This is a genomic window from Kitasatospora kazusensis, from assembly GCF_039529945.1.
Taxonomy (GTDB): Bacteria; Actinomycetota; Actinomycetes; order Streptomycetales; family Streptomycetaceae; genus Kitasatospora; species Kitasatospora kazusensis.
Genome location: NZ_BAAANT010000040.1, coordinates 29,817 through 44,653, shown reverse-complemented (window position 1 = coordinate 44,653; position 14,837 = coordinate 29,817). Strand labels below are relative to the sequence as shown.

The following is a 14,837-nucleotide window of genomic DNA, read 5'->3' as shown; positions in this document are numbered from 1 at the left end:
GAAAGGACCTGATCCATGGCGTACTCCGCGCTGCCTGCCACCGAAGCCTTCATGCCGGTCTGCTACCGCAACCTCGCCTTCGCACCGAGTGAGCGCCGGTACTCGGACCGCAGCAGCCTCCTGAAGCTCTGCCTGAACCTGCTGCCCACCTGCGGGCCCTGCCCGGTCCGTGCCCGCTGCATCTACCAAGTGCGGCCCAGGCCATCGAAGTTCGACGGCGTGGCCGGCGGCCGGATCTGGTTCGGCGGGGATGTCATCGCCACCGTCGACGGTGCCGACGACCGGGAGCTGCCGCTACCACTGAACGCCCGTGACATCTGCGGCACTTCGCGAGGCATCGACGAGCACTACACCCGCGGAGAGCGGTACTGCGACGACTGCCGCGCGCTCAAGAACAGCGGCACCGAGCCCGTCCAACTCCAGCTCACCGCATCAACCTTGACCACCGAAGGATGAGCTTGACCCCACCGCCACTCGAAAGGCCCACCGTGCAGCAGGCCACGCTCAACCGCCCCCTCCCGGACCACCACCACCGAGCCGTCGCAACCCTCCTCACCGCCCACCCCTACCGGACCGCCCCCCGCGATCAAGCCGAATACCTCGTCAACAGCGCCACCATCACGGCCTGGGCCCTGCGCCCCGACGAACTCAACGCCTTCACCCTCACCCAATACGCCGACCTCGTCATGCACGCCTGCTACCCCCTCGCCCTCAAGCACGCGCTCCTCCACCACGGCGACCGCCGCCACCTCCGAACCGTCGCCAACGAGATCACCCGCCGCATCAACCGCCACTTCACCTGACCAAACCCGCCCGGCCGCCACTCGGCGGCCGCGCCCCCCCAACGCACAGGAGCACCAATGCGCCTCCCGATCCGATCCGTCGTCGCCCACCCCACCCCAGACGGCTACACCGGCCGCTACGTCCACTTCGACGGGCTGCCCGTCCTGCGAATCCCCGACCTCATGCACCTCGTCCGCACCACCCACCAAGGCGACGTAGGGGCAGTCACCGACCACCTCATCGACAGCCACCCGGGCGGCTGGCTGACCATCCCCTCCGCCAAGGGAGACCAGGGCGAATGCCTCTGCCACCAGAGCGACATGCCCGCCGAGACCATCACCCACCGCAGCGCCGACCCCGCGCTCCACCCGTGGATCTACATCCTCAACCCCACCCACCTCACCCTCCTCGGCACAGACGGCGACCACTACATCCACAAGGCCGACTACGCCTGGGCCCTTGAGCCAGCCGACGCCGGCGCAGGCCCTCTCCGCACCTGGCGCGTCGTCTACCGAGACCGCGACGCCTCCCCGCTGCTCCTGCTCGCCGCCGTGCCGGAAGAGGAGGAGCAGCCCGAACTCGAAGCGGACATGTGGGCCAGCGGCTTCTTCGATGTGACCGTCGAGTCGCCAACCCTGACCGGGGCACTCCTCACCGCCCGCGCGCTCCTCGCAACCGGAGGTCAGGGGGGAGACAGCTGATGCAGTTCGACCTGTTCAACCAGCCGCCGGAGAATCGGCCGTCCCTCAACATCCGCAAGCGCGTGAAACCGCCAAAGGCCACCCCCGAAGCCGCCACGGCCGACGCCGGCGAATCGGCGCACGCCAACGGAGCAGCCAATGCCCCGCGCACCCCCGGCCGACGCCGCTACATCCACCCCCCGGCAAACCCACACGCCGCAGCCTTGAGACTTGCCGAGGCGGTCACCTCCGCCTGGTGGAAGGCAGGCGGCACCAACCGGTTCGAGATCGCCATCGGAGCCGTCGCAGGCGTCGCCTTGTGGCCTGCGAAGGGCAGCACCGTCGCCCCGTATGTCGCCGACTGGTGGCGTACCCTCAGCGGCACCGACACCCTCAAGGCGCTTGAGGAATCCTTCGCTCGCTCCTGGATCTCCCGCCCCGACCTGATCGAATGCGCACGCCCCGTTCATGAGTGGCTGACCGACGAGAAGACCAGCGGCGACCACGCCACCCCGGTCAGGGCTGTCGTCCGAGCCGCCCTCAATGCCGGACTGCTCGACCTGCTGGGCGACGAAGATCCGTACTTCCGCTCCACCACCGACGTGTTCGGCTTTCTCCTGACCGCCTTCCGCTCCCCAGGTCAGAGCGAAAACCTGGCCGAAATCCACACGCCGCCGGAGCTGGCCGAGCTCATGGCCCGCATGGTGCTCGACGGCACTGACTGGCAGCCGGGCCGGTCCATCGACGACCCGGCAGCAGGCTCCGGCGGCCTGCACCGCGCGGTGGCCCAGGCTCTCCGGGATGCCGGCCGCAGCCCCGCCGACTTCCTCTGGTCCATGACCGACGTCGACCCGATCGCCGCCTCGCTGTGTGCCGTCAACGCCATCGTGTGGGACCTCGGGCCGAACGTCCTGGTCTGGTGCGGCGACACTCTCGCCGAGGGTGACGGCCCCCAACGTGCCGCCAAGCGGCGCGCCCAGGTGATCGAGCATCGGAACCAGTACGTCCGGATAGCGAAGATGGGCGCGGCCATTCAAGGTTTGCAGCGGCAGTCGATCGCTGCTTAGGGGATCTGGCCTGCGGAAACTCTCCGGAGCGAGCGGACCCTTATCCAGAATGCGTATAGAATTAAGTCATAAAGAGTCCCTTTGCGCCCCCGGGCCCGGCGTTGGATCGCCGGGCCCACCCCCGGACCTCTTTGGAGAACAGATGAAGATCCACGCTACCGACCTCCCCGCCCTCTCCCAAGCCACGGCCGCCCTCCTCGGCGACCACTGGACCGTCAACGCAAACCTCGGCACCAACGGCGTCACGCTCAGCGGGCCTGACGGCCGCCGTGCCGGCATCCTCACCCGCACCCACGGCCTCACCCTCCAGCTCTGGGTCACCGGATTCCCCGCCCCCGAACTCCCCGACGACGCCAACCAGGCCGCCCACAACGAACACGCCCAGCACCTCGCCCAGCGCCTCCAAGAAGACCACCACTACCACGCCGTCCTGCGCCTCAACGAGATCACCAATGACGTACCGGCCGCGATCATCGCCCTGCTCGACGAAGCCCTCTTCCCGGCCTGCCACCACAAGCCACTCGCCGTCGGACACCGCCCCTGGCTCGACGCCGCCGAGGCAGCAGAGCAGCCGGGCCCCGAAGCCACGGTCCAGCCAGAAGCCCCCATCACGCTCAACCCCGAAGCGCCGACCGAACCCAACACCCCGGCCGCGCCGAAGAAGCCCGCCCGATCGCCGCGCCAGCGCACGACGAAACCGACAGCAGACGCCACCCCGGCGCCAGCCGAGACCAACCAGGCCCACAAGGCAGCCACCGCGAAGGCCGACCCGCCCAAGCCCAGCGCCAAGCGCACCAAGCAGGCGCCCGCCACCACCTGACAGCACCGCCGGGGCCGCCAGCCGCGTCCCCGGCCCGCCCAAGCGCCGGGCTCATCAGTAGGGCACTAGCGAGCGGTCTCAGGTAGCAGGGCTGTCCAGCGAGGCCACCTGATCGGTACTCTGAAGCCAGACATCGACCCGCCGGTTGCGGGAAGCGGCTCCGTCCCCGAGTAGTGGGGACGGAGCCGCTTTCGTTGGGAAGGGAAATCCCTGTGCCCTACTTCCGCGACATCGCAGAGGCCCAGGTCACGGCCCCGAAAGTGCTTCGGCGCACCTCAAGATGCCGTCTGGTGGAAACGTCAGGTAAACGACGGGGTGGTGCAACCCGGCGCAAGGGGGTGCAGCATGAATCAGCTATCACTCAGCTGACCTGCGGCGGAGTGCAATTCGGTGCAGCCTGAAGCACAGTAGGGCGGGTGACTTGATGACTCATAATCCCTGGGTCGTGGGTTCGAGTCCCACCCGCCCCACTCCGCAGAACAAGGGCCCACCTGCTGAAAACTCTAGAGCAGGCAGCGCCCGGCGAACCGCTGACAGGCCGAGATTCACCCGGATGGGAACGCCCGGTGAACCGGCTGACGGTGCACCGGCCCCAGGGCAGCGCCCGACGCTTCCCGACTCCCGGCCGGACCGAATGCAGGTCCCCGGCCGTCCTCGCGCGACATCCATGCGCCCGTGGCGCCGCAGACCCGCCGGATCGCGGGTCGGATCACTTCCTCCGTCGGCCGCTCCCCGGTGACGACACGTCAGAACACGGCGCCCGAGGCGAATTCCCCCTCATGGGGCGGTGTGCTCGCTCAGCCGGGAAACAGGGGCGCCAGGGCCGCGCGGAGGTCTTCGGGGCCCCGGTAGTGGACGGCGGTCATGCCGGTCTCGCGGGCGGCCGTGACGTTGGCGGGGGTGTCGTCGACGAAGAGGCAGCGCCCGGGGTCGGCTCCGACCAGCTGGGCGGCGGTCAGGTAGGCGCGGGGGTCGGGTTTGGCGACGCCGATCCGGGCGGTGTTCACGACGGTGTGGGCGAGGGTGTCCAGTCCCTGTGCGGCGAGGTCCCGTTCCAGCCGGGTGGTCCCGTTGGAGAGCAGCCCGACCGTGACCGTCGCGCGGGCCAGGGTGAGCAGGCCGGCCGCCTCCGGGTCGACCCGGGGGAGGACCTCGGACCAGGCGGCGACGAGGGCGGCCGCCCGGTCGGCGGACCCGTGCGCGGCGGCGAGGTCCGCCGCCACCCCCGCGCGCCACTCCTCGTCGGCGACCGCGCCGGTGACCGCCGGGAGCAGCCGGGCCGGTGCGAAGGCCGCCGCCGCGAGCGCGCCCGGGTCGAAGCCGTGGGCCTGTTCGATCGCGTCGACGGCGGGCCAGTGCCGCAGCACGCCGTCGATGTCGCAGAGCACGGCGTCGAAGGGGAGGGCTTTGCCCGATGAGTCGTCAGCGGGCCGGCTTGCCGGGGGGACCAGGGGCGTCATCGGAACTCCTCGGCGGAACGGGCACGGAATGTTCGCAGGCCCGCCATCCTCTCTCCGGACAGAAGTGTTGACAAGATCCATTGCCCTGTGGACCCTGTGGGCGGGAGTCAACCCCGCGATCGCAGGTGATCGCCCGGACATGAAATCGAGTCGGGGGCATGAGCACAAACGAACCGTATGGTCAGGGGCAGTCGGACGGCCCGCAGCAGAATCCTTACGGCCAGGCGCCGCAAGGCTCGTACGGTCAGCCGGGCTACGGGCCACCGCCGCCGCAGAGCCCGTACGACCAGCCCTTCCAGCAGCAGCCTCCTCACCAGCAGCAGCCCCCCTACGGGCAGCAGCCCCCGTACGCCCCGCCGCAGCAGCCGCTGCCGCCGTGGCTCGCCCCGGCGTCCCCCTACGGCGGCCCGCCCGCGCCGGGGAGCCGGGTGCTGGCCTCGCCCGGTGACCGGTTCCTGGCCAGGCTGATCGACACCGCGGTGCTGCTGATACCGCTCATCGTGGTCGGCTCGGTCGTCATGGCGGTCAACCCGTTCCTGTACTACGTGGTGGTGGCCGTGCTGATCCTCGGTTACGAGGCCGGCATGACGATCACGCAGAACGGCCAGACCATCGGCAAGAAGGCGATGAAGATCCGGGTCGTCGCGCTCGGCAACGGCGGCCGGCCCACCGACGCGGAGTACTGGACCCGCGCGGCGGTCTTCGCCGGGCCGCAGGCCCTCTACCTGGTGGGCAGCCTGTTCTCGCTGGTCGACGTCCTGTGGCAGCTGTGGGACAAGCCGCTGCAGCAGTGCCTGCACGACAAGGCGGGCAAGACCGTGGTCGTCAAGGAGAGCTGACACCTCGACGACCCGGCACCCGGGACCGCATCAACCGATCGGTTGATCTCCCCTCCACCGCAGTGGCCCGCGACCGTGACCGACCGGTCGATCCCGGGCCCCTGGGCTGGAGGGGAGTCTTGTCTCACGGCGGAAGAAGCCGTGGCAGGCAAGCGGCAAGCGGGCAGGGGAGTCGGTCGAAGTGGTCACACCGGTCATCGAGGTAGCGGATCTGCGGAAGGCGTACGGGCGGCGGAGCGTCCTGGAGGGCGTGTCGTTCCAGGTCGCGGAGGGCGAGATCTTCGGGCTGCTCGGGCCGAACGGCGCCGGGAAGACCACCACCGTCGAGTGCTGCGAGGGGCTGCGGCGGGCCGACGGCGGAAGCGTCCGGGTGCTGGGCCTGGACCCGGTGCGGCAGGCGGCCCAACTGCGGTCGCGGATCGGCGTCCAGCTCCAGCAGGCGCAGTTGCAGGACGCGCTGCGGGTCGGCGAGGCGCTGGAGCTGTACGCCTCCTTCTACCCCCGGCCGTGTGACCGGCGGGAGTTGCTGGCCCAGTGGGGCCTGGCCGACCACCGGGAGACGCCGTTCGGCAAGCTGTCCGGCGGCCTGCGCCAGCGGCTGTTCATCGCCCTCGCCCTGGTGGGCAACCCCGAGGTGGCCTTCCTGGACGAGCTGACCACCGGGCTGGACCCGCAGGGCCGCCGGGACACCTGGGAGCTGGTCCGCCAGGTGCGCGACAGCGGGGTGACGGTCGTCCTGGTCTCGCACTTCATGGACGAGGTCGAGGCGCTCTGCGACCGGGCGGCCGTGCTGGACGGCGGCCGGATCGTCGCCTCGGGTACGCCGCGCGAGCTGATCGCCCGCTCCGGGATCGGCGGCACGCTCAGCTTCCGCCCCGGCGGCCCGCTGGACCCGGCCGAGTTGGCGGGCCTGCCGGGCGTCACCGGCGTCGAGGAGTCCGACGGACGCGTCGTGGTGTCGGGCACCGGCGGCTACGCGGACGAGGTCACCGGGCTGCTGGCCCGCCGGGGGATGGTCGTCACCGGCCTGCGGATCAAGGAACACAGCCTGGACGACGCCTACGTCGCGCTGACCGGCCACCGGAACTGACCGCGGCTCCGCGCCGGGGACCACAGGGACCACAGGGACCACAGGGACCACAGAGACCATGGGAAAAGGAACAGTTGAGATGAGTACGTCCCGCAACGCCCTGCGCCGGCTGACCGCGACCGAGGCGAAGCTCTTCCTGCGCGACCCCGTGACGGCGTTTTTCAGCCTGGCCTTCCCGGTCGTGCTGATGGGGATCCTCGGTTCGATCCCCGCGCTGCGCAGGACCTCGGCCGCCCTGCACGGGCTCAGCACCATCGACCTCTACGCGCCGATCATGGCCGTCTTCACCCTGCTGATGCTGGCGATGAACGGCCTGCCGCCGGTGCTGGCCGGCTACCGGGAGAAGGGGGTGCTGCGGCGGTTGTCGGCGAGCCCGGTGCGGCCGGTGCTGCTGCTCGGGGCGCTGCTGCCGCTCTACCTCGCCGTCGCGGTGGTGTCGCTGCTGCTGGTCGGGGTGGCCGGGGTGCTCTGCGGGGTGTCACTGCCGAAGCAGGTGGCGGGCTTCGTGGTGGCCTTCGCGTTCTCGGCGGCCGCGCTCTTCGCCCTCGGCCTGCTGGTCGCCGCCCTCGCGCCGTCGGCCAAGGCGGGCAACGCGATCGGTGCGACGCTGTTCTTCCCGCTGATGTTCTTCTCGGGCGTCTGGATCCCGCGCGACATGATGCCCGGGATGCTGCGCCGGATCGGTGACTTCACTCCCAGCGGAGCGGCCGTGCAGTCCGTGCAGGACGCCTGGACGGGTCACTTCCCGCACGGAGTGGATCTTGTCACACTGGCGGTGTTCGCCCTGGTCGCCGGGGGAGCCGCTGCCAAGCTGTTCCGGTGGGAGTGACCCGAGGGGCTGATGTGACGGGTGTGACGGAAGTGACCGGTGCCGACGCAGGGGAGGGGACGGCCGTGGACGGGGAGACCAGCCTCGGTGACTGGCAGGACCGGCTGGACCGCGCGCTCGGCCCGATCGGCTACGCCGCACTGCTGGTCTCGCTGGCCCTCGCGCTGCTGATCCCCTCCCCGGCCGCCCGGCCGCCCGCCGTCATCCTGCCCGCCGCTGCCGCCGCCCTGGTCTGCCTGCTGCTGCGCACCGCCCTCGACCGGCGGCCGGCCGCCGCCGAGCGGCCGCTGTACTGCGTGCCGCTGTTCGCGGCGCTGCTGGCCCTGATCACGCTGCTGGTGCTGTGCGACCCGTGGTTCGGCTTCTTCGCCTTCTCCGGCTACCTCCAGGCCGCCCGCCATCTCCGCGGATTCGTCCGGGTGCTGGGCGTGGCGGCGCCCGCCGTGCCGAGTTCGCTCTCGCAGATCGGCGGGGTGCTGCCGACCACCGGGCGGCAGATCGCCAGCTTCCTCACCATCCTCGCCTTCAACCTGCTGGTGGTCGGTGTGATCATCACGCTGAGCGAGGTCACCGACCGGCTGAGCCGCCGCCGCCAGCAGGCCAACGCCGAACTCGCCGAGGCGAACGCCAAGTTGACCGCCACCCTGGCCGAGAACGCCGGGCTGCACGCCCAACTGCTGGTCCAGGCCCGGGAGGCGGGCGTCGCCGACGAACGCCGGCGGATGGCCCGGGAGATGCACGACACCGTCGCCCAGGGCCTCGCCGGCATCGTCACCCAGCTCCAGGCGGCCGACCAGGCCCGCGAGCAGCGGGAGCCCGCCGAGGTCTGGCACCGCCACCTGGACAGCGCCGCCCGACTGGCCCGGGAGAGCCTGGACCAGGCCCGCCGGGCCGTCCACGCGCTGCGCCCGGAGGAGTTGGAGCGGGCCGGCCTGCCGGACGCCCTCGCCGAGGTGCTCACGCAGTGGCAGGAGCGGCACACCCGGGACGGCGCCCCGGCCGCCGCGCTCACCGTCACCGGGGACGCCCGCCCGCTGCACCCCGAGGTCGAGGTCACCCTGCTGCGCACGGCCCAGGAGTCGCTGGCCAACGTGGCCAAGCACGCGGCGGCCTCCCGGGTCGGGCTCACCCTCTCGTACATGACCGACCTGGTGACCCTGGACGTCCGCGACGACGGGGTCGGCTTCGACCCCGACCGGGAGCCCGAGTCGCGCGGTACGGGCGGGGGTTACGGTCTCTCGGTGATGCGGCAGCGCGTCCAGCGGCTGTCCGGCCGGCTGGAGATCGAGACCGAGCCCGGCGTGGGAACGACCGTGTCGGCCGCCGTCCCGGCGATCGGCCGGGGCGCGTGACGGTGCCGGGGCGCACGACGAAGGAGGAATCCGTGGCGGACCTGATCAGACTGCTCATCGTGGACGACCACCCGGTGGTCCGGGACGGGCTGCGCGGGATGTTCGCCGCCGCCCCGGGCTTCGAGGTGGTGGGCGAGGCCGGGGACGGGGCCGAGGCCCTGGTGCTGGCCGAGTCGCTGCGGCCCGACGTGGTGCTGATGGACCTCCGGATGCCCCGGATGGACGGGGTCTCGGCGATCCGGGCGATGGCCGAACGGGGCCTGCCCTGCCGGGTGTTGGTGCTCACCACGTACGACACGGACGGCGACGTGCTGCCGGCCGTGAAGGCGGGGGCCACCGGCTACCTGCTCAAGGACACCGCCCGCGAGGAGCTGTTCCACGCGGTGCGCTCGGCGGCGGCCGGGGCGTCGGTGATCTCGCCGACGGTGGCCGCCCGGCTGCTCGGCCAGGTCCGCAAGCCTGCCGAGGAGCCGCTCAGCCAACGGGAGTTGGAGGTGCTGGGGCTGGTGGCGAGCGGCGCCACCAACCGGGAGGCGGCCGCCCGGCTGTTCATCAGCGAGGCCACCGTGAAGACGCACCTCCTGCACATCTACGCCAAGTTGGAGGCCAAGGACCGGGCCTCGGCGGTCGCCGCCGGCTACGAGCTGGGGCTGCTCACCCCGGGCGGCCGTAGGTAGTGCGCGCCGGTGCGCGGTGAGCAGCCCCGGCCGGGCGGTTCACCGGGGCGCGGTGAACAGGTAGCCGTCGTCGATCAGTACCGGCAGGTAGGCGCGCATGGCCGCGATGGTCTGCGAGCGGTCGCCGCCGCCGTCGTGGTTGAGGACGATCGAACCCGGCCGGACGGCCTTCAGCACCCGGCTGGTGATCTTGGAGGTGCCCGGGCGGGCCCAGTCCCGGGGGTCGACCGACCAGCCCATCGGCCGCATGCCCAGCTCGCTGCACGTCCGCAGCGCCACGTTCGACCAGTCCCCGCCGGGGGCGCGGAACCAGGTCGGCGGTTTGCCGGAGGCCTTCTGCAGGACGTCGGAGGTGCGCTCCAGTTCGTCCCGCACCTGGGCCTCGGGGAGGTGGCGCAGGTCCGGGTGCGTCCAGGTGTGGTTGGCGAGGTGGTGGCCCTGCTGGGAGATCTCGCGGACCAGCTCGGGGTGCTCGGTGGCGTTCTCCCCGACCAGGAAGAAGGTGGCCCGGATCCCGAACTGCTTGAGGATGCCCAGCACGATGGGGGTGTGGGTGGGGTCCGGCCCGTCGTCGATGGTCAGCGCCACCAGCTTGTCGGCGGTGGCGCCGGCGGCGGCGGGGAGCGAGAAGAGCGGGTCGGTCATCGGGCGCGGCGCCGCCGTGGCGGGGCCGAGGGCCGGGCTCGGCACGTTCAGGGCCGGACTCGGCACGTTCACCGGCGAGGCGGCCGGGCTCGGGGGTGGGGTGGGCGGAGCGGAGTTGGGTGGCAGTGGACCGGGGGAGCCGGCGCGGTGTTCGGCGCTGCTCCCGTTCGACAGCGGGGCCCCGCAGGCTTCGACGGACAGCAGGGTGAGTCCGGCGGCGCTCAGGAGGAGTCGGCGGGACATGATCTGATGATGTGACAACATGGGCCCATTTGTCCCCCGTGCTCTCCGTCCGACGCGGTCGAGTGCCGCACTGGGGCCCAGTGCCACTCCGACGGCCCAACGGGCCTCCGCCATTGGAGCGGGCCGTGGCGCTGCCCGGAGGGGCGGGCGCCGCCACGGGGAACGTTCCGTCGGCAGGGCACGAACGACCTGGCTCTCACCCGGATGCGAGCCGCCGGTGGCGCACGGTCGGTCTGTGACCGACGGTGATTGAGGCGTGACCACGATTCCATGAGCCGACGGATGGTCGGCGGTCGTCCGGGAGCGTCGGAAGGATCAGTCTCATGCGTGTTGAACGCACCCTCCTCGCCGGAGCGGCCGTCGCCGCCGTCCTGGCCCTCGGCTCTCCGATCGCCTACGCGGACACCGCGCCGGCGCCGAAGTCCGCCACGGTCGACGACCAGAAGGTCTGGCAGGACCAGCCCTCGGCGGCCGACGAGCAGAAGGCCGGGGCCGACAAGCCGGGCGCCGACAAGCCCGCGGCGGACAAGCCTCCGGCGGAGAAGCCCGCGGCGGACAAGCCCGCGACCGACAAGAAGGTCGTCAAGGAGGACGCCAAGAAGGACGACGGCAAGAAAGAGGAAGTGAACAAGGACGACGCGAAGAAGGACGACGGCAAGAAGGAAGACGACAGCGCGAAGGGCGGCAAGGAGACCTCCGACGAGGCGGACGCCCCCTGGCAGGAGGACCAGAAGCCGCACGGCGGCGTCCACACCGGTGGCGGCGCACTGTCCGTCTCCGGCGGCGGACTGGCCTCCGGCGCGGCCCTGCTGGCCGGCGGCATCGGAGTCGGCGCGTACGCCCTGCGCCGCCGCGGCTCGGCCACCGGTTCGGCCTGAGCCGACGGCGCCGCTCACCGTCCTGCCGTGGTCGCCGCCGCCGGGTGTCGGCCACGGCAGCGCGTCCGGCCGTGGCCGCCGCCCACGAGCACGCGCACGCGCATACGAACCAGTACCAGTACGAGGAGAGGTCGCCGTCACGATGGACAGTCAGTCACCGGCGGACGGCGGCCCCGCGCCGGACGGCAGCCTCCGGCTCTTCCGCTGGGCGATGGGGGCGGCCGCGATCGGACTGCTGGTGATCTACCAGTCCGTGGACGGCGCTCCGGCGGTGCTGCCGCCGCCGGCCGCCGCGGCCGGAGTGGCGGCCCCGGCAGCCCGGGCGGGTGCGGCGGCCCCGGCGGGTGCGGCCCGGGTACCGGCCGCCGCCAAGCCCTCCCGGGTCGCTCCGGTCGGCCCCGCGCTGCCCAGGTCCCGGCCGACCAGGCTGAGGATTCCGCAGCTGTTCCTGGACGCGCCGTTCACCGAGCTGGGCCTGAACGCCGCCGGGTCCCTGGAGGCCCCCGCCCCGGAGGACCGGAACCTGGTGGGCTGGTACCGCGGCGGAGCCTCGCCCGGCGAGCGCGGCAGCGCGGTGGTCGCCGGTCACGTCGACACCAGGACCGGCCCGGCCGTCTTCCTGATGCTGCACCTGCTGGCCCCCGGCAGCACCGTCGACATCACCCGCGAGGACGGCACCGTCGCGACCTTCGTCGTCGACTCGACCCAGACCTTCGCCAAGAACGCCTTCCCGGACGCCCAGGTGTACGCCGACACCGGCAGCGCGCAGCTGCGCCTCATCACCTGCGGCGGCTCGTACGACCGCAAGCTCAAGGACTACACCGAGAACGTGGTGGTCTTCGCCCATCTCCAGTCCTCCACGGAGGCGTGACCGCCCGCCGCGCACCCGCCGGGCGCCCTCCGTATGCTGGGCCGATGCCGCCGCCCGCCGTCCTCTCGCCCGCCGCCCTGCCGACTCCGCTGACGGCCGTGGACGTCCCGGTGCTGGCCCGGGCCGGGGTGCGGCTGCGGCTCAAGCGGGACGACCTCGCGCATCCGACGGTGCCCGGCAACAAGTGGCGCAAGCTCGCGCCCAACCTGGCCCTGGCGGTGGAGCAGGGGCGCACCGGGCTGCTCACCTTCGGCGGCGCCTACTCCACCCACATCCGTGCGACGGCCGCTGCCGCACGGGAGTTGGGGCTGTCCAGCGTCGGGGTGATCCGGGGCGACGAGCTGGCCGCGCGGCCGCGCAACTGGTCGCTGCGGGCGGCTGAGGCGGACGGGATGGAACTGCGGTTCGTCTCGCGGGAGCGCTACCGGGAGCTGGTCCGGGGCGCGGACGGGCGCCCCGAGGAGCGCGGTGCGGGCGGTGCGCATGGCGACGGGCGGCGGCTGGTCCTGCCCGAGGGCGGCTCCAACGCCCTGGCCGTGACCGGCGCCGCCGGGATTCCGGCCGAGATCCCGGATCTCGGGGAGCAGGACGTGCTCTGCTGCCCGGTCGGCACCGGCGGCACGCTGGCCGGTGTGGCGGCCGGCCTGCCGCCGGGCGCGCGGGCCCTCGGGGTGGCGGTGCTGCGGGGCGAGGGGTATCTGGAACGCGAGGTCTCGGCGCTCCACCAGGCCGCCTACGGAAGGCAGTTCGCCAACTGGCGGATCCACCACGGCCACCACGGGGGCGGCTACGGACGGGTCCCGGCCGAACTGGAGGCATTCGCGGCCCGGTTCGAGCAGCGGCACGGGGTCGCGGTGGAGCGCCGGTACGTGGCGAAGGCGCTGCTGGCCGTCCACGAGCTGGCCGCCGCCGGGGAGTTCCGCCCCGGCACCCGGGTGACGGTGGTGGTCACCGGTCTCCCGGACCCGGTGCGGGCGTAGCCGTCCGGGTCCGGGTCCGGGAGGTTCCCCGGGCGGGGCCGGTCAGCCGAAGCTCAGGTCGGAGCAGAGGTCGCTGCCCGCGTTGCGGGTGTTCGAGGTGATGCCGCTCGGCAGGCTGGTCGGGAGGGCCGTCGAGTCGGCCCCCGAGGCACCCGAGCCGTCCGAGGCACCCGAGCCGTCCGGGGCGTAGTCCCGGCCGAGGGTGACGGTGACGCCGTCGCTCGACGGGTCGGCCCGGAGCTCGGCGCCGGGGAAGTCCGCGGCGATCTGCTGGGCGGCGGCGTACTGGTCGGCGGCGTAGCCGATCACGGTGGTGCGGCCGCCGGGGGTGTCGGCGCCGAGGGTGATGTTCTGGTAGCCCTTGGCCTTGAGTGCGTTGGCGGCCTGACGGGCGAGGCCGCCCGTCCCGGCGCCGTTGACGATCACCACCGGGGTGTCGGGGTTGATCGTGGCGGACGCCGACGGAGTGGGTGCCGGGGTGGGGCCGGAGCTGGAGCCCGCGCCGGGGGCGGGGCTGCTCAGGTTGTCGAGCGTGCGGTCCTGCCGCAGCAGGTTCCAGAGCACCCCCGCGTCCGGCTGGACCAGCCGGATGCGCTCGCCCTCGTACTGCCACGGCGCGGTGACGAAGCTGATGTCGTTCAGCTTGATGTTGCGCAGCGACTGCGCGAAGTCGGCCAGCTTGAGTGCGCTGCCGAGACCGGGGTCGACGGTCAGCGACTTGGTCGCGGCGTCGGCGAGCGGCAGCAGCGTGGTCAGGTCGAAGCCCTGGCCCTGCACCTTCTTGAAGAGCGAGGAGAGGAAGGCCTGTTGGCGCTTGACCCGGCCGATGTCGGAGCCGTCGCCGAAGCCGTGCCGGGCGCGGACGTAGTCCAGTGCCTGCTGCCCGGAGACGGTCTGCCGGCCCTTGGCGAGCTTGATCCCGTACGCGTCGACGTCGTTCGGCACGCAGACGTCGACGCCGTGCACGGCGTCCGTCATCGCGGCGAAGCCCCTGAAGTCGACCACCACGGTGTGGTCCACCCGGAGGCCGGTGAGGGTCTCCACGGTGTTCTGGGTGCAGGCCGGGTTGCCGGCGGCGTACTCGCCCACGCTGAAGGCCGAGTTGAACATCTGGTCGGTGTGCGGGGAGGTCCAGTGCCCGCTGGGCAGCCGGCAGGGCGGGATGGTGACCAGAGTGTCGCGGGGGATCGAGACGGCTACGGCGTGCCGGTGGTCGCCGTAGACGTGCACCAGGATCGCGGTGTCGGAGTTGCCGACGCCCACATCGCCGCCGCCGAGGCTGTTGTTGCCGTTGGACCGTGAGTCGGAGCCGAGCACCAGGACGTTGACGGGCGGTCCGCTGCTGTTGCCGGTGCCGCCGCTGGGCGCGGGCGCCGGGAGGGCGGCCGGCGGGCGGCTGCTGGCGATGCCGCTGGGGTCGAAGGTGGTGATGTTGTTGTTGAGGTGCTGGTAGAACCAGGCCCCGGCCCCGCCGGCGGCCAGCAGGGCCACCGCGGCCGTCGCACCGGCGGCCCGTGCCAGCCGCGCCCGCGGAGAACGGCCGGAGCCGGTGGCGGGCGGGCTCTTGACGTCGGTCATCATCAGCACTCTCTGTACGGCCGCTCGGGTGAAGCCCGGTTGGCT

16 protein-coding genes are annotated in these 14,837 nt (G+C 72.3%); 13 read left to right on the top strand and 3 right to left on the bottom strand.

Features of this window, described 5'->3' with window-relative positions:
- Positions 1-15: 15 nt before the first annotated feature.
- From ABD330_RS26070 to ABD330_RS26050, 5 genes are all read left to right on the top strand, one after another.
- On the top strand, positions 16-456 hold the full coding sequence (locus tag ABD330_RS26070; protein WP_344468438.1) for a hypothetical protein: 441 nt from the start codon (positions 16-18) through the stop codon (positions 454-456).
- Between the two features lie 2 nt (positions 457-458).
- Entirely contained in the window at positions 459-803 is a 345-nt protein-coding gene (locus ABD330_RS26065; protein WP_344468437.1) for a hypothetical protein, read from the top strand.
- A gap of 57 nt (positions 804-860) precedes the next feature.
- Positions 861-1,484, top strand: coding sequence for a hypothetical protein (locus tag ABD330_RS26060; RefSeq protein WP_344468436.1), 624 nt, complete (start codon positions 861-863; stop codon positions 1,482-1,484).
- On the top strand, positions 1,484-2,530 hold the full coding sequence (locus tag ABD330_RS26055; RefSeq protein WP_344468435.1) for an N-6 DNA methylase: 1,047 nt from the start codon (positions 1,484-1,486) through the stop codon (positions 2,528-2,530). Before ABD330_RS26060 ends, ABD330_RS26055 begins: the two co-directional genes overlap by 1 nt.
- A 142-nt stretch (positions 2,531-2,672) precedes the next feature.
- Positions 2,673-3,350, top strand: coding sequence for a hypothetical protein (locus ABD330_RS26050; RefSeq protein WP_344468434.1), 678 nt, complete (start codon positions 2,673-2,675; stop codon positions 3,348-3,350).
- A gap of 797 nt (positions 3,351-4,147) precedes the next feature.
- Here the strand turns inward: ABD330_RS26050 and ABD330_RS26045 are convergent.
- The gene (locus ABD330_RS26045; protein ID WP_344468433.1) at positions 4,148-4,810 is read right to left on the bottom strand and encodes an HAD-IA family hydrolase; all 663 of its coding nucleotides are present in this window, start codon (positions 4,808-4,810) and stop codon (positions 4,148-4,150) included.
- 158 nt (positions 4,811-4,968) lie between these two features.
- Between ABD330_RS26045 and ABD330_RS26040 the strand changes: the two genes are divergently transcribed.
- The 5 genes from ABD330_RS26040 to ABD330_RS26020 all read left to right on the top strand — a co-directional run bounded on the left by ABD330_RS26040 (position 4,969) and on the right by ABD330_RS26020 (position 9,597).
- On the top strand, positions 4,969-5,649 hold the full coding sequence (locus ABD330_RS26040; protein WP_344468432.1) for an RDD family protein: 681 nt from the start codon (positions 4,969-4,971) through the stop codon (positions 5,647-5,649).
- Positions 5,650-5,830: 181 nt separating this feature from the next.
- The gene (locus ABD330_RS26035; RefSeq protein WP_344468431.1) at positions 5,831-6,739 is read left to right on the top strand and encodes an ABC transporter ATP-binding protein; all 909 of its coding nucleotides are present in this window, start codon (positions 5,831-5,833) and stop codon (positions 6,737-6,739) included.
- Positions 6,740-6,818: 79 nt separating this feature from the next.
- Complete coding sequence (locus ABD330_RS26030) at positions 6,819-7,568, top strand: ABC transporter permease (RefSeq protein WP_344468430.1); 750 nt, start codon at positions 6,819-6,821, stop codon at positions 7,566-7,568.
- A 23-nt stretch (positions 7,569-7,591) separates the two neighbouring features.
- The gene (locus tag ABD330_RS26025) at positions 7,592-8,920 is read left to right on the top strand and encodes a sensor histidine kinase (RefSeq protein ID WP_344468429.1); all 1,329 of its coding nucleotides are present in this window, start codon (positions 7,592-7,594) and stop codon (positions 8,918-8,920) included.
- A gap of 32 nt (positions 8,921-8,952) precedes the next feature.
- Positions 8,953-9,597: a response regulator gene (locus tag ABD330_RS26020; protein ID WP_344468428.1), complete on the top strand. Its 645-nt coding sequence runs from the start codon at positions 8,953-8,955 to the stop codon at positions 9,595-9,597.
- 39 nt (positions 9,598-9,636) lie between these two features.
- Here ABD330_RS26020 and ABD330_RS26015 read toward each other — a convergent pair whose 3' ends face one another.
- Positions 9,637-10,485: a polysaccharide deacetylase family protein gene (locus ABD330_RS26015; protein ID WP_344468427.1), complete on the bottom strand. Its 849-nt coding sequence runs from the start codon at positions 10,483-10,485 to the stop codon at positions 9,637-9,639.
- Positions 10,486-10,808: 323 nt separating this feature from the next.
- Here ABD330_RS26015 and ABD330_RS26010 point away from each other — a divergent pair, with 323 nt between their 5' ends.
- The 3 genes from ABD330_RS26010 to ABD330_RS26000 all read left to right on the top strand — a co-directional run bounded on the left by ABD330_RS26010 (position 10,809) and on the right by ABD330_RS26000 (position 13,214).
- Complete coding sequence (locus ABD330_RS26010) at positions 10,809-11,363, top strand: hypothetical protein (RefSeq protein ID WP_344468426.1); 555 nt, start codon at positions 10,809-10,811, stop codon at positions 11,361-11,363.
- A 142-nt stretch (positions 11,364-11,505) separates the two neighbouring features.
- Positions 11,506-12,234: a class F sortase gene (locus ABD330_RS26005; RefSeq protein ID WP_344468425.1), complete on the top strand. Its 729-nt coding sequence runs from the start codon at positions 11,506-11,508 to the stop codon at positions 12,232-12,234.
- A gap of 44 nt (positions 12,235-12,278) precedes the next feature.
- The gene (locus tag ABD330_RS26000; protein WP_344468424.1) at positions 12,279-13,214 is read left to right on the top strand and encodes a 1-aminocyclopropane-1-carboxylate deaminase/D-cysteine desulfhydrase; all 936 of its coding nucleotides are present in this window, start codon (positions 12,279-12,281) and stop codon (positions 13,212-13,214) included.
- Between the two features lie 42 nt (positions 13,215-13,256).
- On the opposite strand, the gene ABD330_RS25995 is transcribed toward ABD330_RS26000, so the two are convergent.
- Complete coding sequence (locus tag ABD330_RS25995; protein WP_344468423.1) at positions 13,257-14,792, bottom strand: LCP family protein; 1,536 nt, start codon at positions 14,790-14,792, stop codon at positions 13,257-13,259.
- Between the last annotated feature and the right edge of the window lie 45 nt (positions 14,793-14,837).

Coding starts and splice junctions, on each gene's coding strand:
- ABD330_RS26070 (WP_344468438.1), top strand. CDS start 16: ATGGCGTACTCCGCGCTGCCTGCCACCGAAGCCTTCATGCCGGTCTGC.
- ABD330_RS26060 (WP_344468436.1), top strand. CDS start 861: ATGCGCCTCCCGATCCGATCCGTCGTCGCCCACCCCACCCCAGACGGC.
- ABD330_RS26055 (WP_344468435.1), top strand. CDS start 1,484: ATGCAGTTCGACCTGTTCAACCAGCCGCCGGAGAATCGGCCGTCCCTC.
- ABD330_RS26050 (WP_344468434.1), top strand. CDS start 2,673: ATGAAGATCCACGCTACCGACCTCCCCGCCCTCTCCCAAGCCACGGCC.
- ABD330_RS26045 (WP_344468433.1), bottom strand. CDS start 4,810: ATGACGCCCCTGGTCCCCCCGGCAAGCCGGCCCGCTGACGACTCATCG.
- ABD330_RS26040 (WP_344468432.1), top strand. CDS start 4,969: ATGAGCACAAACGAACCGTATGGTCAGGGGCAGTCGGACGGCCCGCAG.
- ABD330_RS26030 (WP_344468430.1), top strand. CDS start 6,819: ATGAGTACGTCCCGCAACGCCCTGCGCCGGCTGACCGCGACCGAGGCG.
- ABD330_RS26015 (WP_344468427.1), bottom strand. CDS start 10,485: ATGTCCCGCCGACTCCTCCTGAGCGCCGCCGGACTCACCCTGCTGTCC.
- ABD330_RS26010 (WP_344468426.1), top strand. CDS start 10,809: ATGCGTGTTGAACGCACCCTCCTCGCCGGAGCGGCCGTCGCCGCCGTC.
- ABD330_RS26005 (WP_344468425.1), top strand. CDS start 11,506: ATGGACAGTCAGTCACCGGCGGACGGCGGCCCCGCGCCGGACGGCAGC.
- ABD330_RS26000 (WP_344468424.1), top strand. CDS start 12,279: ATGCCGCCGCCCGCCGTCCTCTCGCCCGCCGCCCTGCCGACTCCGCTG.
- ABD330_RS25995 (WP_344468423.1), bottom strand. CDS start 14,792: ATGACCGACGTCAAGAGCCCGCCCGCCACCGGCTCCGGCCGTTCTCCG.